This window comes from Burkholderia savannae (assembly GCF_001524445.2).
GTDB lineage: Bacteria > Pseudomonadota > Gammaproteobacteria > Burkholderiales > Burkholderiaceae > Burkholderia > Burkholderia savannae.
In genome coordinates this window covers 976,198-996,182 of the sequence record NZ_CP013417.1, presented here as the reverse complement: position 1 = coordinate 996,182, position 19,985 = coordinate 976,198, and the positions used below count along the sequence as shown (strand labels likewise).

Genomic DNA, 19,985 nt, shown 5'->3' with positions numbered 1-19,985 from the left:
CGCGCCAATGAAAAAGCGCCGCTAGCGGCGCTTTTTCATTGACGGCCCCGCGCAGCCGGACCGCGCGTCACGCGGGGAACACGCCCGTCGACAAATAACGGTCGCCGCGGTCGCAGACGACGAACACGATCGTCGCGTTCTCGACCTGCCGCGCGACGCGCAGCGCGACTTCGCACGCGCCGCCCGACGAAATTCCGCAGAAGATGCCCTCGACGGCCGCGAGCTTGCGCGCCATCGCCTCGGACGCGGCCTGGCTCACGTTCTCGACGCGATCGACGCGGCTGCGATCGAAAATCTTCGGCAGATACGCTTCCGGCCATTTGCGGATGCCCGGAATGCGCGAGCCCTCTTCCGGCTGCGCACCGACGATCTCGATGTTCGGATTCCTCTCCTTCAGATACTGCGACGTGCCCATGATCGTGCCCGTCGTCCCCATCGCGGACACGAAGTGCGTGATGCGGCCCTCGGTCTCGCGCCAGATCTCAGGGCCGGTGCCTTCATAGTGCGCGATCGGATTGTCGGGATTCGCGAACTGATCGAGGATCACGCCCTTGCCTTCGCGCTGCATCTGGTCGGCGAGATCGCGCGCGAACTCCATGCCGCCCTTCACCGGCGTCAGCACGATTTCGGCGCCGTACGCGGCCATGCTCTGGCGGCGCTCGACGGACAGATCCTCCGGCATGATCAGCACCATCTTGTAGCCGCGGATCGCCGCCGCCATCGCGAGCGCGATCCCGGTGTTGCCGCTCGTCGCCTCGATCAGCGTGTCGCCCGGCTTGATCGTGCCGCGCTCTTCCGCCTTGCGGATCATCGACAGCGCGGGGCGGTCCTTCACCGACCCCGCCGGATTGTTGCCTTCCAGCTTCGCGAGAATCACGTTGTTACGAGCGCGAATCTCGTCGTCCGGCAAGCGGACGAGCTGCACGAGCGGCGTATTGCCGATCGTGTCTTCGATAGTTTTGTAAGCCATGAACGTCACGTTTATCCGATGCCGATGAGTGGATCGATTGTAAACCAGCGGAGAAACGTACGCGCACGACGGCCGTCAAGCCCTGACCGCCGCCGCGGACATTCGGCGGCTCTCTCGAGCAATGCGCTGCGGCCACGCAAAAAGCCCGCGGCGTGCGCCGCGGGAATTCGCCGCCGAAGCAGCGCCTGAAGGAGACATCGCCGTTGCCGCCGACCGTGCGATCGCTCGACCGCGGGATCGTCGGCGCCGGAATCGTCAGCAGCCCGGATTATTTCTTGCCGGCGGCCGCCGCTTTCTGCGGCGCCGCGGATGCGGCGGGCGCACGCGCCGCGCCGATCGCGAGGCCTTCGGCCTGCAAGCGCTCGACCGTCTTGCCGCCCATGCCCTTCACCCTGCGCGAGAGATCGGCCGCATCCTTGTACGGGCCGTGTGCGCTCCGCTCGTCGATGATCGCCTTGGCCTTCGCCGGGCCGATGCCCCTGATGCCGCGAAGCGCATCGTCGTTCGCGGCGTTGACGTCGACGGCAGCCCATCCGTGCGCGGCCGCGGCGCACAGCGCGACCGTCGCGAGAAGTTTCTTCAGCATCTGGATCTCCGTAGAAAAACGGCCGGCGGCTGCCGACCGTGAGATCCAGTCTAAGGATGCGGGCGCGCCTCTCAAAGCTGGCCGAACAGCCAACGCACGTAACGGTCGACGCCCTCTTGCACCGTCAGGAACGGCGCATCGTAGCCCGCCGCGCGCAGCTTCGTCTGGTCGGCCTGCGTGAAGCACTGGTACTTGCCGCGCAGCGCGTCCGGGAACGGCACGTATTCGACGAGGCCCGCGTCCACCTGCTCGCCAAGCGTGAGCGCGGGCTTGCCTTCGAGCGCGCGCAACGTGTTGACCACCGTCGTCGCGATGTCGTTGAACGGCTGCGCGCGGCCGGTGCCGAGATTGAAGATGCCCGATTTCTCCGGATGGTCGAAGAAATACAGGTTCACCCTCGCGACGTCCTCCACCGACACGAAATCGCGCGTCTGCTCGCCCGGGCCGTAACCGTTGTATTCGCCGAACAGCTTGACCTTGCCCTCGGCGCGGAACTGGTTGAAGTTGTGGAACGCGACCGACGCCATCCGGCCCTTGTGCGACTCGCGCGGCCCGTACACGTTGAAATAGCGAAAGCCCGCGATTTGGCTCTTCGCGCTCGGCAAGACGCGGCGAATCACCTGGTCGAACAGGAACTTCGAATAGCCGTAGACATTCAGCGGCGCCTCGACCTCGCGCTCCTCGACGAAGCGCGTCGAGCCGCCGTAGATCGCCGCCGACGACGCGTACAGGAACTGCGCGCCCTGCGCGAGGCACGCGTCGAGCACCGCGCGGCTGTAGCGGAAATTGTTGTCCATCATGTAGCGGCCGTCGTGTTCCATCGTGTCCGAACACGCGCCTTCGTGGAACACCGCACGCACCTTGCCGAATTCGCCGCGCGCGAAGCGCTCGACGAATTCGGTCTTGTCGAGATAATCGTCGATCTCGCAATCGACGAGGTTCTTGAACTTGTCCGCGCGCGTCAGATTGTCGACCGCGATGATGCGCGTCTCGCCGCGCTCGTTCAGCGCCTTGACGATGTTCGCGCCGATGAAGCCGGCCGCGCCGGTAACGATGAGGGTCATGATCGTCCTACCGATGAAAATGGGCACACGGCGCGCGGCAGCGCGCGCCATGCGCCGTTCAATGAAACAGTTCGTCGTACTCGACGGTCGCGGTGCCGAGCTTGCCGACCACGATGCCCGCCGCGCGATTCGCGAGCACGACCGCCTCGACGAGCGGCAGCCCCGCGCCGAGCATCGTCGCGACGGTCGCGATCACCGTGTCGCCCGCGCCCGACACATCGTACACCTCGCGCGCAAGCGCGCTCACGTGCAGCTCGCCGTCGTTCGAGAAGAGCGTCATCCCCTCCTCCGAGCGCGTGAGCAGCAGCGCGTCGAGCGCGAGCTCGGCGCGCAGCTTCGTCACGCGCGCGTGCAGGTCGTCCTCGGACGTCCACTGCCCGACAACTTCGCGCAGCTCCGCGCGGTTCGGCGTGATCAGCGACGCGCCGCGATAGCGCGCCCAATCGGCGCCCTTCGGATCGACGAGCACGGGCTTGCCCGCCGCGCGCGCCTTCGCGATCATCGTCGTCACGTGCGTGAGCCCGCCCTTCGCGTAGTCCGACATCAGCACGACGTCGTACGAAGGCAGCAGCGCGTCGAAGCGCGCGAGCCCCGCGAGCAGCACTTCGTGCGTCGGCGCCGCCTCGAAGTCGACGCGCAGCAATTGCTGCTGCTGCGCGAGCACGCGCAGCTTGATCGTCGTCGGCAGCGACGGATCGCGCTCGAGATACGGCGTCACGCCGCTTTCGCCGAGCAGCTCGACGAGCCGCTCGCCCGGCTCGTCGCCGCCGACGACGCACAGAAGGCCTGCCTGGCCGCCGAGCGTCACCGCGTTGCGCGCCACGTTCGCCGCGCCGCCCAACCGCTCCTCCTGCCGCTGCACGTGCACGACGGGGACGGGCGCCTCGGGCGAGATCCGGTTGACGTTGCCGAACCAGTAGCGGTCGAGCATCACGTCGCCGACCACGAGCACGCGCGATTTCGCAATCTGCTCGCGCGGCACGCCGCTCGCCGAGGCGGCGAGCGGCGCGCGCTTATCCGCGCGCGGAGGAAGAGACGGGCTCGACATAGGGGCGTCCAATCGCGTGGTAATCGATGCCGAGTTCGGCCATCGCATCGGGTTCGTACAGGTTGCGGCCGTCGAAGATCGCGGGCGCCTTCAGCACCGCCTTCAGATGCGAGAAATCCGGGCTCTTGAATTCCTTCCATTCGGTGACGATGACGAGCGCGTCCGCGCCTGCGAGCGCATCGTCGGCCGAGTCGACGAACGCGATCCGCGCGAGCGCGTCGGGCGCATCGTGCAGGTCGAGCGCGAACACGCGCCGCGCCTCGTCGATCGCGACCGGATCGTACGCGCGCACCGTCGCGCCGCGCGCGAGCAGCGACGCGATCAGGCGCCGGCTCGGCGCTTCGCGCATGTCGTCGGTGTTCGGCTTGAACGCGAGCCCCCAGACGGCGAACGTGCGGCCCGTCAGATCGGCGCCGTAACGCTGCTCGATCTTGCCGAGCAGCACGTTCTTCTGCGCGTGGTTCACTTCCTCCACCGCCTCGAGGATCTTGAGCGGCTGGCCGTTTTCGCTCGCGGTGCGGATGAGCGCTTGCACGTCCTTCGGGAAGCACGAGCCGCCGTAGCCGACGCCCGCGTACAGGAAGTGATAGCCGATCCGCGGATCGGAGCCGATCCCGCGCCGCACCGCCTCGATGTCGGCGCCGACGCGATCCGCGAGATTCGACATCTCGTTCATGAACGAGATGCGCGTCGCGAGCATCGCATTCGCCGCGTACTTCGCGAATTCGGCCGAGCGCACGTCCATGTAAATCGTCCGCTCGTGATTGCGGTTGAACGGCGCGTAGAGCTTTTTCATCTTCTCGCGGGCGATCGCGCCCGCTTCGTCGTCGTCGACGCCGATGATGATCCGGTCGGGCCGCATGAAATCGTCGACGGCCGCGCCCTCCTTCAGGAACTCGGGGTTCGACACGACCGAGAAGCGATGCCCGGCGCTGCCGGCAAGGCCGCGCGCGGCAAGCGCCTCGTCGATCACGGCGCGCACGCGCTGCGCGGTGCCGACGGGCACCGTCGATTTGTCGACGATCACCTTGTAGCCCGCCATGTGACGGCCGATGTTGCGCGCCGCCTCGAGCACGTATTGAAGATCGGCGGAGCCGTCCTCGTCGGGCGGCGTGCCGACCGCGATGAACTGGATCTCGCCGTGCGCGACGCTCGCCTCGACGTCCGTCGAAAACGTGATGCGGCCCGCGGCGCGCGTGCGCGCGATGATTTCCTGCAGCCCGGGCTCGTGAATCGGCATGCCGCCGTTGTTCAGGATGTCGATCTTGCGGGGATCGACGTCGAGACAGAACACGTCGTGGCCGATCTCGGCGAGACACGCGCCGGTGACGAGGCCCACATAGCCCGTGCCGATGATGGTGATCTTCATAAGTATTCCGATGATTCGCTCGAGCGGACGGCGTCCGCCCGGTTCAGGCCCGCGCCGGCGATGTCACGCCGGCTGGCGCGGCCTGCCCCATTACTGCCCCGCTACGCAACGGCGGGCTCGACGCGCCGCGGCGCATAGGTTTCCCATCCGCTGCATCCGGGGCACTGCCAATAGAAGAGGCGCGCCCGGAAACCGCAATTCTGGCATGTATATCGTGGCAAATTTTTGGTGCGCTGCTTGACGAGCGTGCGCATCATTTCGAGCTCGGCGCGGCGGGGCTCGTCGGCCGCGGCGATCTGCGCATCGAGCAAGTGCAGCATGCCGGACAGATTCGGCGCCTTTTCCATCTGCGAGCGCGCGAGCGCGTGCGCGGCGCCGTTGCCGCGCATCTGCGCGACGTACTGATAGACGACGTCGAGCAGATCGTTCGACGGATAGCGCCGCGCGTAGTCCGTCAGCAGATCGGCGCCGTCGGCCGCCCGATCGAGCGCCACGTAGGATTTCATCAGCTTGTCGGCGACGAGCGGCAGGTACGCGGGATTCTGCGTCTCGATCCGGCGCCAGTGCTCGATCGCCGCGAGATGGTCGCTCGCTGCGGCGGCAGCGTCGCCCGACAGGATCGTCGCACGCGCGTTCTGCGGATTCACCGCGAGCGCGTCGCGCAGATGCCCGGCCGCGAGTTCGGCGTTCTTGCGCAGCAGCGCGTCCTGCGCGAGCTCGCAATGGAATTGCGAGATCTCCGTCGCAAGGCGCGGCGCGCCCATCGATTCGATTCGCGTCGCGGTGTCGATCGACTTGTTCCAGTCCTTTTCGATCTCATAGATCGTGAGGAGCGCGCGCTGCGCGTCGAGCGCGTAGTCGCCTTCGGAGAGCTTGTGGAACGCCTCTTCCGCGCGGTCGAGCAGGCCCGCCTTCAGGAAATCCTGCCCGAGTTCGAAGAGCGCGTGATCGCGCTCGTTCACGGGCAGATCGTTGCGGCTCAGCAGGTTCTGATGGACGCGAATCGCGCGGTCCGTCTCGCCTCGACGGCGAAACAGGTTGCCAAGCGCGAAGTGCAGCTCGACCGTTTCGGGATCGAGCTTCGCGACTTCGATGAACGCGTCGATGGCTTTATCCGGCTGTTCGTTCAGCAGGAAGTTCAGGCCGCGGAAATACGAACGCGGCAGATTCGCGCTCTCGGACAGCAGCTTGTTGAGGTCGTAGCGCGACGCCATCCAGCCGAGCGCGAACGCAACGGGAATGGCGAGCAGCCACCAGAAATCGAGATCCATGCGACGTGTCGAAAAAAACCTGGGCCGCGCATCGTGCACGGCGTCGGCATCGTTAAATGACGGGCGGCATCGGCGGCTGGTCGACGACGGCCGGGTTCTCGCGCACAGCGCGCAAGTCGCGCTTCAGGCGGCCGTTCTCCATCCGCATCCGGAAAATCGCGGGCAGCGCAGACAACAAACCCGCGATCAGCCCGACGCCGAAGAACGCGAGGCCGATCAGGATCAGCGGAGCCTGCCAGTTGTACCCGGCTAGAAAATTCAGCGTGGCGCTTTGCGTATTGGCCAGCGCAAGCACCAGCAGCAGCACGAACACCAGCACACGGATCAACCAGACGATGAACTTCATGACTCCCTCTCTTTGACTGAGATTGTTCGGCAGCGCGTGCGACTCCCCTTCGCAGCGCTTCAGGCGCCCCGTATTGTAAAGGAAGCGTTTCGCGCTTCGTGAATCGCTTGTGCCGGCGCTTGACACGCTTCGCGAAACGCGCGCGGCGCGCCAAAGAAAAAGCGCCCGCGAGGGGCGCTTTCTTTCAGCCATGCTGGTTCGGCATCGACCGCGGCGGAACCGTCACTCGCCGCTTTCCGGCTCGTCGTTCTTCAACGGCTCGCCGGCACGGCCGTCGACGCGCTCGCGCAATTCCTTGCCGGGCTTGAAGTGCGGCACGTACTTCTCAGGCACCTGCACTTTCTCGCCCGACTTCGGATTGCGTCCGACGCGCGCCGGACGGCGGTTCAGACCGAAGCTGCCGAAGCCGCGAATTTCGATGCGATGCCCTTTCGACAAGGCGTCGGACATCGCATCGAGCATCGTTTTCACCGCGAAATCCGCATCCTTCAACACGAGCTGCGGAAATCGCGATGCCAGCTGGGCGACCAACTCGGATTTGGTCATACTTCAGCAGACCTCGCGAGGCTTACTGGTTCTGGCCGTCGAGCTTCGCCTTCAGCAGCGCGCCGAGGTTGGTCGTGCCCGTCGCAGCGGCGCTCGAATCGGCTTGCAGGCCGCGCATCGCTTCCTGCTGCTCGGCCGAATCCTTCGCCTTGATCGACAGGTTGATGCCGCGCGACTTGCGATCGATGTTGATCACCATCGCGTTGACCTTGTCGCCTTCCTTCAGCACGTTGCGTGCGTCTTCGACGCGATCCTGCGAGATTTCCGACGCACGCAGGTAGCCTTCGACGTCCGGCGTGAGCGTGATGACCGCGCCCTTCGCATCGACCGACTTCACGACGCCGTCGACGATCGAGCCCTTGTCGTTCATCGCGACGTAGTTGCTGAACGGATCGCCTTCGAGCTGCTTGATGCCGAGCGAGATGCGCTCCTTCTCGACGTCGATGCCGAGCACGATCGCCTCGACTTCGTCGCCCTTCTTGTACTTGCGAACCGCTTCTTCGCCAGCTTCGCTCCACGACAGGTCCGACAGGTGGACGAGGCCGTCGATGCCGCCCGGCAGACCGATGAACACGCCGAAGTCGGTGATCGACTTGATCGCGCCCGTGATCTTGTCGCCCTTCTTGAAGTTGCGGCTGAAGTCATCCCACGGATTCGGCTTGCACTGCTTCATGCCGAGGCTGATACGACGACGGTCTTCGTCGATCTCGAGGACCATGACTTCGACTTCGTCGCCGAGCTGAACGACCTTCGACGGAGCGACGTTCTTGTTGGTCCAGTCCATTTCCGACACGTGGACGAGGCCTTCGATGCCCGATTCCACTTCGACGAACGCGCCGTAGTCGGTGATGTTCGTGACCTTGCCGAACAGGCGCGTGCCCGACGGGTAGCGGCGCGAGATGCCTTCCCACGGATCGTCGCCGAGCTGCTTGATGCCGAGCGAGACGCGGTTCTTCTCTTGGTCGAACTTGAGGATCTTCGCGGTGACTTCCTGGCCGACCGACAGAACCTCGCTCGGGTGACGCACGCGGCGCCATGCGATGTCGGTGATGTGCAGCAGGCCGTCGATGCCGCCGAGGTCGACGAATGCGCCGTAGTCGGTGATGTTCTTGACCACGCCGTTGACGATCGCGCCTTCCTTCAGCGTCTCGAGCAGCTTCGCGCGCTCTTCGCCTTGCGTGGCTTCGATCACCGCGCGGCGCGACAGCACGACGTTGTTACGCTTGCGGTCGAGCTTGATCACGCGGAACTCGAGCGTCTTGCCTTCGTACGGGGTCGTGTCCTTGACGGGACGCGTGTCGACGAGCGAACCCGGCAGGAACGCGCGGATGCCGTTGACCATCACGGTCATGCCGCCCTTGACCTTGCCCGTGATCGTGCCGGTCACGAGTTCGTTGTTGTCGAGAGCCTTTTCCAGCGACAGCCACGAAGCGAGACGCTTCGCCTTGTCGCGCGACAGGATCGTGTCGCCGTAGCCGTTTTCCAGCGCGTCGATCGCGACGGAAACGAAATCGCCCGCCTGAACCTCAACCTCGCCCTGATCGTTCAGGAATTCCTCGATCGGAATGTAGGCCTCGGACTTGAGACCGGCATTGACGACCACGAAGTTGTGGTCGACACGCACGACTTCGGCGGAGATCACTTCGCCGGCGCGCATGTCTTGGCGGGTCAGCGACTCTTCGAACAGAGCCGCGAAGGATTCGGTATTCGGGTTGGAGGTTTGCAGGTCGGACATAAAAATCGGTTTGTGCGTGGTTTCGCTCTACCGCCCGCGCCGGCCGCAACGGCTGGCGACGCGCCCGCGAATCCACACGGGGTAAGGGTTTAACACACGCTTCGCGCGACGCGCGAAGCACCTACTGCGCTTTCGCCCCCGATCAGGCGGGCTGGCCGAGCTCCCGATACCACGCGAGCACCTGTGCGACCGATTGCTCGATCGTCAAGGCCGACGTGTCGAGGGGCTTGGCGTCTGCCGCAGGCTTGAGCGGCGCGGCGGCGCGATTGCTGTCGCGCGCGTCGCGTTCGCGCAAATCCTGGAGCAAGTTATTCATATTAGCAGAAAAACCTTTTTGCATCAATTGCTTATGCCGGCGCGCGGCGCGCGCCTCAACGCTTGCCGTCAGGAACACCTTCAGCACCGCGTCCGGGAAGATCACGGTCCCCATGTCTCGGCCGTCCGCGACGAGCCCGGGGGTCTTGCGAAACGCGCGCTGCCGCGCGACGAGCGCCGCGCGCACGGGCGCGTGGACGGCGATCGCCGACGCCCGGTTGCCGACCGCCTCCGCGCGGATCGCGTCGGACACGTCGACGCCGTCGAGCTGCGCGCAACCCTCGCGGAACGTGATGTGGAGGCCGTCGACCAGCTTTGCAAGCGCGTCGACGTCGTCGGGCTCGACCTGATAGCGGATGCTCGCGAGCGCCGCGAGCCGGTACAACGCGCCGCTGTCGAGCAGGTGAAAACCGAGGTGCGCGGCGACGAGCGCCGCGACGGTGCCCTTGCCGGATGCCGTCGGGCCGTCGATCGTGATAACTGGGGTCGGGTGAAAAGGTCGAGTCGATTTCATCGGGTCAATACGGGCGTCACGCCTTCGCGAGCGCCAGGAAACGGTCGAAATAGTCGGGGAACGTCTTGCCGACGCACTTCGGATCGTTGATGCGCACGGGCACCCCGCCCAGGCTCACGAGCGAGAAGCACATCGCCATCCGGTGGTCGTCGTAGGTGTCGATCGCCGCGTTCGGCGTGAGCTGCGCGGGCGGCGTCACGACGAGATAGTCGGCGCCCTCCTCGACCGTCGCGCCGACCTTGCGCAGCTCGGTCGCCATCGCGGCGATCCGGTCGGTTTCCTTCACGCGCCAGCTGCCGATGTTGCGCAATGTGCTCGCGCCGTCGGCGAAGAGCGCGGCGACCGCGATCGTCATCGCGGCGTCCGGAATCAGGTTGAAATCCATGTCGATCGGCGCGAGCCTGCCGTGGTCGTGGCCGATGCCGCGCACTTCGATCCAGTCGTCGCCCATCGTCACGTTCGCGCCCATCTGCATCAGCGCATTCGCGAAGCCGACGTCGCCCTGGATGCTCGCGCGGCCGACGCCCTCGACGCGCAACGGCCCGCCGCCCAGCGCACCCGCCGCGAGGAAGTACGACGCCGACGATGCGTCGCCCTCGACCATGATCGCGCCGGGCGACCGGTAGCGCACGCCCGACGGCACCGTGAAGCGCTGCCAGCCGTCGCGCTCGACCGTCACGCCGAAGCGCGCCATCAGCTTGATCGTGATCTCGACGTACGGCTTCGAGATCAGCTCACCCTCGATCTCGACGATGCTTGCGCCGTCCTTCGCCTTCACGAGCGGCAGCGTCATCAAGAGCGCGGTCAGGAACTGGCTCGACACGTCGCCGCGCACGCGGATCGGCGCGTCGACCGAGATCGTCGCGGGCCGAATCCTGAGCGGCGGAAAGCCCTCGCTGCCTTCATAGTCGATCCGCGCGCCGATCTGGCGCAGCCCGTCGACGAGATCGCCGATCGGACGCTCGTGCATCCGCGGCACGCCGTGAATCCGGTAGTCGCCGCCGTTCACCGCGAGCGCCGCCGTCAGCGGCCGCACCGCCGTGCCCGCGTTGCCGAGGAAGAGATCCGCGGTTCTCGCGGTGAACGCGCCGCGCGTGCCGCCGACGACGCAGGTGTCGCCGTCGCGCGACAGCTTCACGCCGAGCTTCGTCAACGCGTCGAGCATCACGCGCGTATCGTCGGAATCGAGCAGGTTCGTGACGGTCGTCTCGCCCTCCGCGAGCGCCGCGAGCAGCAGCACGCGATTCGAGATGCTCTTCGAGCCGGGCAGGCGCACCGTGCCTTGCGCATGGGAGAACGGGCCGAGATCGAGATGTTCCATGTGAAATCCTGTTGCAGGGATAGCTGAACGGACAGCGGATGCGGGTTTCGCGCCGCGCTCGCGCCACGCCGAGCGCGCCGCGCGCGAGCGCGCGAACACGGTTTCGAGCGCGGCGCCGTCGCCCGCGTCGATCGCCGCGCGCAGCCGTGCGAGCACGCGCGTGTAGGCGTCGAGCTCGTCGAGGAGCGCCGCGCGGTTCGCGAGACACACGTCGCGCCACATTTCCGGGCTCGACGCGGCGATGCGCGTGAAGTCGCGGAAGCCGCCCGCCGCGTACGAGAATTTCAGCTCGGCATCGGATTCGCCGAGAATCTGCTCGACGAGCGCGAACGACAGCACGTGCGGCAGATGGCTCACCGCCGCGAACACGCGGTCGTGCTGCTCGGCGCTCATCGCGCGCACGTCGGCGCGCGCCGCGCGCCACATCGCTTCGACCCGCGCGAGAGCGTCCGGCGCGTTCTCCGGCAATGCGCACAGCACGACGTTGCGGCCGACGTACAGATCGGCGAGCGCCGCGTCGACGCCGCTCGATTCGCGCCCCGCGATCGGGTGGCCCGGCACGAACTGGCCGATCCGCGCGCCGAGCGCCGCGCGCGCGGCCGCGACGACGTCCGACTTCGTGCTGCCCGCGTCGGTGACGATCGTCGACGCGTCGAGAAACCGCGCGATCCGCGCAAGAAGCGCGCCCGTCTGCGCGACGGGCGCGGCGAGCAGCACGAGATCCGCGCCCGCGAGCGCGTCGCGCAGTTGCGCGTCGTCGTCGAGCGCCGCCGCGCGGTCGATCACGCGCAATGCGAGCGCGCGCTCGATCGACGCCGTCGAGCGGCCGACGCCGACCACCTCGCGCCTGCCGCCCGACGCGCCTTCGCGCAACGCGAGCGCGAGCGAGCCGCCGATCAGCCCGACGCCGAAAATCACCAGTTTGTCGAAAGAAAAGCCTGACACGACGAGAGCCAAGTAACGCGCGTCCGGGCCAGGCCCGGGCGCGCGAGGGTCAATATCGAACGGCCGCCGGCCCGGCGCGCCGCACATTCGCAAGCGCGAAGAGCCATGCGCCGCCTCGCTGCGGCAAGCCGTTCAGCCGTGAACCTGCCGCCGCGCGCCGCTTCGGCCGATGCGGCCGAAGCAGGCCGCGCCGGCCCGCGCAACGCAACGCGATGCGCTTCACCGCGCGCGCGGATACGAACCGAGAATCTTCAGGAATGCCGCCTTCTTGCCGAGCTCCGCGAGCGCGGCCTTGACGGCGTCGTCGTCGCGATGCCCTTCGATGTCGATGTAGAAGTAATACTCCCACGTGCCGACCCGCGCCGGGCGCGATTCGAAGCGCGTCATCGACACGCCGTGCCGCGCGAGCGGCTCGAGCAGCTTGAACACCGCGCCCGGCTCGTTCTTCACCGACACGATGAGCGACGTCTGGTCGTGCCCGCTCTGCCCCGCCGGCTCCTTGCCGATCACGGCGAAGCGCGTGCGGTTGTGCGGATCGTCCTGGATCAGCGCATACGCGATCTGCAGCCGGTAGTGCGTCGCTGCGCGGTCGCCCGCGATCGCGGCGACCGTCGCGTCGTCGGCCGCGAGGCGCGCGGCTTCCGCGTTGCTCGAGACGGCCTGCCGCTCGAGATGCGGCGCGTTCGCGGCGAGCCAGTGCTGGCACTGAGCGAGCGCCTGCGCATGCGCGCAGACACGCTTCACGCCGTCGAGCGTGCCCGTCTGCGTGAGCAGGTTGTGATGAATCGGCAGCGACAGCTCGCCGCCGATCAGCAACTGCGTGTGCAGCAGCAGATCGAGCGTGCGCGACACCGCGCCTTCCGACGAGTTCTCGACCGGCACGACGCCGAATGCCACGGCGCCCGCCTCGACCGAGCGGAACACTTCGTCGATCGACGGGCAAGGCAGCCCCTCGATCGAATGGCCGAAGTAGTCGAACATCGCCTGTTCGCTGTACGTGCCGACAGGCCCCAGGAACGCGACGTGAATCGTCTGCTCGAGCGCACGGCTCGCCGCCATGATCTCGCGCCAGATCGCGCTGATGTGCTCGCTCGCGAGCGGCCCGCCGCTCATGTCCTGCAAGCGCGTGATCACCTGCTGCTCGCGCTCCGGCCGGAACACGGGCGCGTTGAAGTGCTTCTTGACCTCGCCGACCTCGAGCGCGACCGCCGCGCGCTGGTTCAGCAGCGCGATCAGCTGCGCATCGATCGCGTCGATGCGCTCGCGCAAAGGCTTCAGGCGGGTATTGAGTTCGTCGTCCATGAATTGACAAGCGTGCTTAGGGAGCGGCGCGCGTCACGCGCATCGCCGCTCGAAATCTCTCATGTACTCGACGAGCGCCTGCACGCCCGCGAGCGGCACCGCGTTATAGATCGACGCCCGCATGCCGCCGACGGACTTGTGGCCCTTCAACTGCAGCAGCCCGCGCTCTTTTGCGCCGGCAAGGAAGTCTTCGTTGCGCGATTCGTCGGCAAGAAAGAACGGCACGTTCATCCGCGAACGCGCCGACTTCTCGACCTTGTTCAGATAGAAGCTGCCCGCGTCGATCGCGTCGTACAGCAGCTTCGATTTTTCGATGTTGCGCTTCTCGATCTCGGCAAGGCCGCCTTGCGCCTTCAGCCACTTGAACACGAGGCCCGCGATGTAGATCGCGTAGGTGGGCGGCGTGTTGTACAGCGAATTGTTGAGCGCGACCGTCTTCCACTCGAACGCCGACGGGCAGATCGACAGCGCGCGGTCGAGCAGATCCTCGCGGACGATCACGAGCGTCACGCCCGCCATCCCGATGTTCTTCTGCGCGCCGCCGAAGATCGCGCCGTACTTCTCGATCTCGATCGGACGCGACAGGATGTGCGACGACACGTCGGCGACGAGCGGCACGTTGCCGAGATCGGGGATGTCGAACGTCTCGACGCCGTCGATCGTCTCGTTCGTGCACAGGTGCACGTACGCCGGATCGTCGGACATTTGCCATTCGGAGAACGCCGGCACGCGCGTGAAGCCCGCTTCCGTCTTGCCCGTCGCGGCGAGATGCGGCGCGCAGTATTTCTTCGCCTCGTTGAACGACTTCTGCGACCACGAGCCCGTGACGATGAAGTCGGCCGTCGTCCGCGAACCGAGCAGGTTCATCGGCACGATCGCGTTCTCGGCGATCCCTCCGCCCTGCAGGAACAGTATCCGGTAGTTCGCGGGCACGTCGAGCAGCTCGCGCAGATCGGCAAGCGCCGCCTCGTGGATCGACATGAATTCCTTGCCGCGATGGCTCATTTCCATCACGCTCATGCCGCTGCCGTTCCAGTCGAGCATTTCGGCGGCCGCCTGGCGCAGCACTTCCTCGGGCATCGCCGCGGGACCGGCGGAGAAATTAAAGACGCGCATCGTGAGAACCTCGGAAGGGACGCGGCCGCCTCGATCCGCCGAAAGCCGCGCGGGAAAAGGAAATGGCCGCTTGCGCTGTCGCGCAAACGGCCATTATCGCACTGTCCTGACGAACCCGCCAAACCCGGGCGGCGAACGCCCCGGCCGGCGGGCCTCAGCCGGCGCGGCTTACTTGCCCGGCTTGACCGTCGCGACTTCCTTGTCGGCTTGGTCGCGCGTCGCCTTGATCGCCTGCGGCATGTACTTCTGCATCAGGCCGTTCACGACGTCGCGGCCGACCTGATCCTGAACCTGGATGAACTTGCGGCCCGTCGGGCTCTTGTAGAACGTCGTCAGATCCTTGATCTCCGACGTGCTGTAGTACTTCGCGTACGCGTCGTACTGAGCCTGCATCGCGTCGTTCGTGAACTGCTGCGTGCCGAACACCTTGCCCGCGCCGTCGACGAGCTTCGGCACCGCATTCTTTTGCAGCGTCGGCACGGCGGCTTGCTTTTGCTTGTCGTTCAGCGTCTTGTTCTCCGACAGCGCGTCCGACAGGATCGCCGGCACGAGCTGCTTCGACTGCATCTCGGCGCTGTTCGCGATGGCCGCGACGAGCTTCGGCGCGTCGATCGCGTCGAGCAGATCCTTGATCGCCGCCTTCTTGTCTGCGTCGATCGGAGCAGCGGCCGCCGGAGCCGAAGTCTGGTTCGACAGCGACTGAGCCATCGCGAACGCCGGAACCATCGCTGCCAGCAGGACCAGTTGCTTGAATCGTTTTTGCATCATCACTCCCTCATGGAAATATGCACAGTTTATACGCCGCGCCCGTCACGCCGCATCTTTGCGTGCGCGCCGGGCGGCGGCTCGACGGTCACAACCGGCTCAGGCGTCGCCGCCCTCCGACGCGTCGTCGTCGTCGGGATCGGCATCCGCCTCGGCGATCTGCTGCAGACCCGAAAGCTTGGTGCCTTCATCGAGACTGATGAGTGTAACACCTTGCGTCGCCCGTCCCATCTCGCGGATCTCCGACACGCGCGTGCGGATCAACACGCCCGCCGTGGTGATCAGCATGATCTGATCCTCGGCGTCGACGAGCGTAGCGGCCACCACGCGACCATTGCGCTCGGACGTCTGGATCGCGATCATCCCCTTCGTGCCGCGGCCGTGGCGCGTGTACTCGGTGATCGGCGTGCGCTTGCCGAAACCGTTCTCGGTCGCGGTCAGCACCGATTGCTCCTCGCTGCCCGCGACGAGCATCGCGATCACCTGCTGACCTTCGTCGAGCTGCATCCCGCGCACGCCGCGCGCCTCGCGGCCCATCGGACGCACGTCGTTCTCGTCGAAGCGCACCGCCTTGCCGGCGTCGGAGAACAGCATCACGTCGTGCGCGCCGTCGGTGATCGCCGCGCCGATCAGGTAGTCGCCCTCGTCGAGGCCGACCGCGATGATGCCCTTCTTCATCGGCCGGCTGAACGCTTCGAGCGGCGTCTTCTTGACGGTGCCCAAGGCCGTCGTCATGAACACGTACTTGTCGGCCGAGAATTCCTTGACGGGCAGCACGACGTTGATCTTCTCGCCGTCCTGCAGCGGGAACATGTTGACGATCGGACGGCCGCGCGAGTTGCGCGAGCCCTGCGGCACCTCGTAGACCTTGACCCAGTACACGCGGCCGCGGTTCGAGAAGCACAGGATGTAGTCGTGCGTGTTCGCGATGAAGAGCGTCTCGATCCAGTCGTCTTCCTTCATCTGCGTCGCCTGCTTGCCGCGGCCGCCGCGCTTCTGCGCGCGATATTCCGACAGCGGCTGCGACTTCACGTAGCCCGCGTGCGACATCGTCACCACCATGTCCTGCGGCGTGATCAAGTCTTCCGTATTCAGCTCGGTCGCGTTCAGCTCGATCTTCGAGCGGCGCGCGTCGCCGAACTCGGCCTTCACCGCGTTCAGCTCCTCGCTGATCATCACGGTGATCCGCTCGGGCCGCGCGAGAATGTCGAGCAGATCGGCGATCTGCGCCATCACGTCGCGGTATTCGCCGATGATCTTGTCCTGCTCGAGGCCCGTCAGACGCTGCAGGCGCATCTGGAGGATTTCCTGCGCCTGCGTATCGGACAGCCTGTAGAGGCCGTCGCCCTGCATGCCGAACGCCGGGCTCAAGCCTTCCGGGCGGTACGCGTCGCGCCCGCCCGCCGCAGCGTTCTCCGTCTCGGCGCGCGTCAGCATCTCGCGCACGAGCGACGAATCCCACGACTTCGCCATCAGTTCCTGCTTCGCGATCGGCGGCGTCGGCGCGGCCTTGATGATCGCGATGAACTCGTCGATGTTCGCGAGCGCGACGGCGAGGCCCTCGAGCACGTGGCCGCGTTCGCGCGCCTTGCGCAGCTCGTAGACCGTGCGCCGCGTCAGCACTTCGCGTCGATGCGACAGGAAGCACTGCAGGATTTCCTTCAGATTGAGGAGCTTCGGCTGGTTGTCGACGAGCGCGACCATGTTCATGCCGAACGTGTCTTGCAGCTGCGTCGCCTTGTAGAGGTTGTTCAGCACGACCTCGGGCACTTCGCCGCGCTTGAGCTCGATCACGACGCGCATGCCGCTCTTGTCGGACTCGTCGCGGATGTCGGAGATGCCCTCGAGCTTCTTCTCGTTGACGAGCTCGGCGATGCGCTCGAGCAGCGAGCGCTTGTTGACCTGGTACGGCAGCTCGTCGACGATGATCGCCATCCGCTGGCCGCGGTCGATCTCCTCGAAGTGCGTCGTCGCGCGCATCACGACGCGGCCGCGCCCCGTGCGATAGCCGTCGCGCACGCCCGCGACGCCGTAGATGATGCCGGCCGTCGGGAAATCCGGCGCGGGGATGATCTCGATCAGCTCGTCGACGCTCGCCTGCGGATTGTTCAGCAGATACAGGCACGCGTCGACGACCTCGTTCAGGTTGTGCGGCGGAATGTTGGTGGCCATGCCGACCGCGATCCCCGACGAACCGTTGATGAGGAGGTTCGGAATCCGCGACGGCAGGATGAGCGGCTGCGTCTCGCTGCCGTCGTAGTTCGGGCCGAAGTCGACGGTTTCCTTGTCGATGTCCGCGAGCAGCTCGTGGCCGATCTTGGCCATCCGGATTTCGGTGTAGCGCATCGCGGCCGCGTTGTCGCCGTCGACGGAGCCGAAGTTGCCCTGGCCGTCGACGAGCATGTAGCGCAGCGAGAAGTCCTGGGCCATCCGGACGATCGTGTCGTAGACCGCGGTGTCGCCGTGCGGGTGGTACTTACCGATCACGTCGCCGACGATACGCGCGGACTTCTTGTAAGGCCGGTTCCAGTCGTTGTTCAGTTCGTGCATTGCGAACAGCACGCGCCGGTGCACGGGCTTCAAGCCATCGCGGACATCCGGAAGGGCACGTCCGACGATCACGCTCATGGCGTAATCGAGATACGACTTGCGCATTTCCTCCTCGAGGGAGGTGGGCAGGGTCTCTTTGGCGAATTGATCCATGTATCCGTATCTTTTCGGAGCGAAGACGGGGCCGCCTTTCGCGTGGGCGCCGCTCGCGCGACGCAACGTGCGATTCTAACATGCGCCCCAACCCGCCCCAACGCGGCCCCTCTATATAAGAATGGCGAAACTCGCGCGGCCGCTTCGCCGCCACCCCGCCCCGCCGCACGCACAAAAAAACACAAAACGATCAACGAAAGGTTCGCATTTCAAAAAATCTGCAATTCCCCGCCAACAGACTTGACAATTTTCAAAACATGCGGCAAGCGGTGTTGCACTCGCGCCACAATCGATAGACCGATCTTAGGGTGGGGAGGATTTTTTTTCGTGGGAAGGGAACGATATGGCAAAATGCCAACGCACTGAAAGTTAGACGCTGCTCGAAGTCTACACAGAGCGGTGCCGCGTTTTTTGTGCCGCACCAATGTTATACTTCGAGCAATGTATGACTTGTCATCGTCAACAGGCTCGCAGTAAACCTGCGGTAATCTCAATTTCGAGAGGAGAAATATGAATAAACTTTCAAAGCTCGCGTTCATTGCAGCTACCGCAGTTATGGCTGCATCCGCTTCGGCACAGTCGGTGCCGGCGTCGCGTCAAGCCGTGAATGACAACTGGGTGAATGGCACGGGCGAATGGGTGTGGATGAACGGCACGAACGAGCTCTGCTGGCGCGATGCGTTCTGGACGCCGGCCACCGCCAACGCGAAGTGCGATGGCGCACTGGTCGCCCAGGCACCGGCACCGGCCCCGGTTGCACCGGCTGCTCCGGTCATCACGAGCCAGAAGATTACGTACCAAGCCGATACGCTGTTCGACTTCGACAAGGCCATCCTGAAGCCGGCCGGCAAGCAGAAGCTTGACGAACTGGCCTCGAAGATCCAAGGCATGAACGTGGAAGTGGTCGTCGCCACGGGCTACACCGACCGCATCGGTTCGGACAAGTACAACGACCGTCTGTCGCTGCGCCGTGCGCAAGCCGTCAAGTCGTACCTTGTCAGCAAGGGCGTTCCGGCGAACAAGGTTTACACGGAAGGCAAGGGCAAGCGCAACCCGGTCACGGGCAACACCTGCAAGCAGAAGAACCGCAAGCAGCTCATCGCCTGCCTCGCACCGGACCGCCGCGTGGAAGTCGAAGTGGTTGGTACGCAGGAAGTGCAGAAGACGACCGTTCCGGCGCAGTAAGCCGCGGATCGATCGCATCTGCTTCAAAAGCCCCGCTTCGGCGGGGCTTTTTCATTGACGCGGCCCGGACATCGCTCGGCCGCGTTCCTGGCGACCTCGCCCGCTTAGCTTATATACTCGTGGCTTGACGGGCGCGCCGCCACCCTCTTTCCCGCATCCGCTTGCCGACATGACGAACGCCGATCCGCACGAACTCCAGAAATTCAGCGACCTCGCCCACAAATGGTGGGACCCGAACGCCGAATTCAAGCCGCTGCACGACCTCAATCCGGTGCGTCTGAACTGGATCGACGCGCATGCGCATCTGCCGGGCAAGCGCATCGTCGACATCGGCTGCGGCGGCGGCATCCTGTCCGAATCGATGGCGTCGCTCGGCGCGCAGGTCAAGGGCATCGATCTCTCGACGGAAGCGCTCGGCGTCGCCGATCTGCACAGCCTCGAGAGCGGCGTGACCGTCGATTACGAGGCGATCGCGGCCGAAGCGCTCGCCGCGCGCGAACCGGGCACGTACGACGTCGTCACGTGCATGGAGATGCTCGAGCACGTGCCGTCGCCCGCGAACATCGTCGCCGCATGCGCGACGCTCGTGAAGCCGGGCGGCTGGGTGTTCTTCTCGACGCTGAACCGCAACCTGAAGTCGTACCTGCTCGCCGTGATCGGCGCCGAGTACATCGCGCAGATGCTGCCGAAGGGCACGCACGACTACGCGCGCTTCATCCGGCCATCCGAGCTCGCACGCTTCGTGCGCGCAGCCGATCTGCAGACCGTCGAGATCAAGGGCATCACGTATCACCCGCTCGCGAAGCGTTTCACGCTGTCGAACGACACCGACGTCAACTATCTCCTCGCATGCCGCCGCAGCGCCTGACCCGCCACCCGTTTCG

The 19,985-nt window shown here is 65.7% G+C and carries 17 protein-coding genes and 1 pseudogene; 2 read left to right on the top strand and 16 right to left on the bottom strand.

What is annotated here, in order from left to right:
- Window positions 1-67: 67 nt before the first annotated feature.
- From cysM to gyrA, 16 genes and pseudogenes are all read right to left on the bottom strand, one after another.
- Window positions 68-970, bottom strand: a complete 903-nt coding sequence (cysM, locus tag WS78_RS05005; protein ID WP_038745590.1) for a cysteine synthase CysM — start codon at window positions 968-970, stop codon at window positions 68-70.
- Window positions 971-1,238: 268 nt separating this feature from the next.
- Window positions 1,239-1,556: a ComEA family DNA-binding protein gene (locus WS78_RS04995; RefSeq protein ID WP_038745592.1), complete on the bottom strand. Its 318-nt coding sequence runs from the start codon at window positions 1,554-1,556 to the stop codon at window positions 1,239-1,241.
- Between the two features lie 71 nt (window positions 1,557-1,627).
- Window positions 1,628-2,620, bottom strand: coding sequence for an ADP-glyceromanno-heptose 6-epimerase (gene rfaD / locus WS78_RS04990; RefSeq protein WP_038745594.1), 993 nt, complete (start codon window positions 2,618-2,620; stop codon window positions 1,628-1,630).
- 58 nt (window positions 2,621-2,678) lie between these two features.
- Window positions 2,679-3,668 carry a D-glycero-beta-D-manno-heptose-7-phosphate kinase gene (gene rfaE1, locus WS78_RS04985; RefSeq protein WP_059584553.1) on the bottom strand — a complete coding sequence of 330 codons (990 nt, stop codon included), beginning with the start codon at window positions 3,666-3,668 and terminating at the stop codon, window positions 2,679-2,681.
- Window positions 3,634-5,037 carry a UDP-glucose dehydrogenase family protein gene (locus WS78_RS04980; protein ID WP_059584551.1) on the bottom strand — a complete coding sequence of 468 codons (1,404 nt, stop codon included), beginning with the start codon at window positions 5,035-5,037 and terminating at the stop codon, window positions 3,634-3,636. Before WS78_RS04980 ends, rfaE1 begins: the two co-directional genes overlap by 35 nt.
- Before the next feature lie 101 nt (window positions 5,038-5,138).
- On the bottom strand, window positions 5,139-6,308 hold the full coding sequence (gene lapB, locus WS78_RS04975) for a lipopolysaccharide assembly protein LapB (RefSeq protein WP_059584549.1): 1,170 nt from the start codon (window positions 6,306-6,308) through the stop codon (window positions 5,139-5,141).
- A gap of 52 nt (window positions 6,309-6,360) precedes the next feature.
- A complete protein-coding gene (locus tag WS78_RS04970) occupies window positions 6,361-6,654 on the bottom strand; it encodes a LapA family protein (RefSeq protein ID WP_004195986.1) in 294 nt (97 codons plus the stop codon).
- 222 nt (window positions 6,655-6,876) lie between these two features.
- A complete protein-coding gene (locus tag WS78_RS04965) occupies window positions 6,877-7,200 on the bottom strand; it encodes an integration host factor subunit beta (protein WP_038745600.1) in 324 nt (107 codons plus the stop codon).
- 22 nt (window positions 7,201-7,222) lie between these two features.
- Window positions 7,223-8,935 carry a 30S ribosomal protein S1 gene (gene rpsA, locus WS78_RS04960; protein ID WP_038745601.1) on the bottom strand — a complete coding sequence of 571 codons (1,713 nt, stop codon included), beginning with the start codon at window positions 8,933-8,935 and terminating at the stop codon, window positions 7,223-7,225.
- 142 nt (window positions 8,936-9,077) lie between these two features.
- Window positions 9,078-9,764: a cytidylate kinase CmK gene (cmK, locus tag WS78_RS04955; protein WP_059584545.1), complete on the bottom strand. Its 687-nt coding sequence runs from the start codon at window positions 9,762-9,764 to the stop codon at window positions 9,078-9,080.
- A 16-nt stretch (window positions 9,765-9,780) separates the two neighbouring features.
- Window positions 9,781-11,085 (bottom strand): 3-phosphoshikimate 1-carboxyvinyltransferase, encoded by a 1,305-nt coding sequence (gene aroA, locus WS78_RS38160; RefSeq protein WP_038745663.1) that lies wholly within the window; start codon window positions 11,083-11,085, stop codon window positions 9,781-9,783.
- 153 nt (window positions 11,086-11,238) lie between these two features.
- Window positions 11,239-12,117: pseudogene (locus WS78_RS38155) on the bottom strand (prephenate dehydrogenase/arogenate dehydrogenase family protein); the annotation flags it as partial.
- 132 nt (window positions 12,118-12,249) lie between these two features.
- Window positions 12,250-13,332, bottom strand: a complete 1,083-nt coding sequence (pheA, locus tag WS78_RS04940) for a prephenate dehydratase (RefSeq protein WP_038745605.1) — start codon at window positions 13,330-13,332, stop codon at window positions 12,250-12,252.
- 33 nt (window positions 13,333-13,365) lie between these two features.
- Window positions 13,366-14,448 carry a 3-phosphoserine/phosphohydroxythreonine transaminase gene (serC, locus tag WS78_RS04935; RefSeq protein ID WP_038745607.1) on the bottom strand — a complete coding sequence of 361 codons (1,083 nt, stop codon included), beginning with the start codon at window positions 14,446-14,448 and terminating at the stop codon, window positions 13,366-13,368.
- A 168-nt stretch (window positions 14,449-14,616) separates the two neighbouring features.
- On the bottom strand, window positions 14,617-15,213 hold the full coding sequence (locus WS78_RS04930) for a DUF2059 domain-containing protein (RefSeq protein WP_038745665.1): 597 nt from the start codon (window positions 15,211-15,213) through the stop codon (window positions 14,617-14,619).
- A gap of 99 nt (window positions 15,214-15,312) precedes the next feature.
- Window positions 15,313-17,916 (bottom strand): DNA gyrase subunit A, encoded by a 2,604-nt coding sequence (gyrA, locus tag WS78_RS04925; RefSeq protein WP_038745609.1) that lies wholly within the window; start codon window positions 17,914-17,916, stop codon window positions 15,313-15,315.
- 510 nt (window positions 17,917-18,426) lie between these two features.
- On the opposite strand from gyrA, the gene ompA reads away from it, so the two are divergent.
- Both ompA and ubiG read left to right on the top strand, forming a co-directional pair.
- Entirely contained in the window at window positions 18,427-19,101 is a 675-nt protein-coding gene (gene ompA, locus WS78_RS04920; RefSeq protein ID WP_006025709.1) for an outer membrane protein OmpA, read from the top strand.
- Window positions 19,102-19,270: 169 nt separating this feature from the next.
- Complete coding sequence (gene ubiG, locus WS78_RS04915; protein ID WP_038745611.1) at window positions 19,271-19,969, top strand: bifunctional 2-polyprenyl-6-hydroxyphenol methylase/3-demethylubiquinol 3-O-methyltransferase UbiG; 699 nt, start codon at window positions 19,271-19,273, stop codon at window positions 19,967-19,969.
- Window positions 19,970-19,985 lie beyond the last annotated feature (16 nt).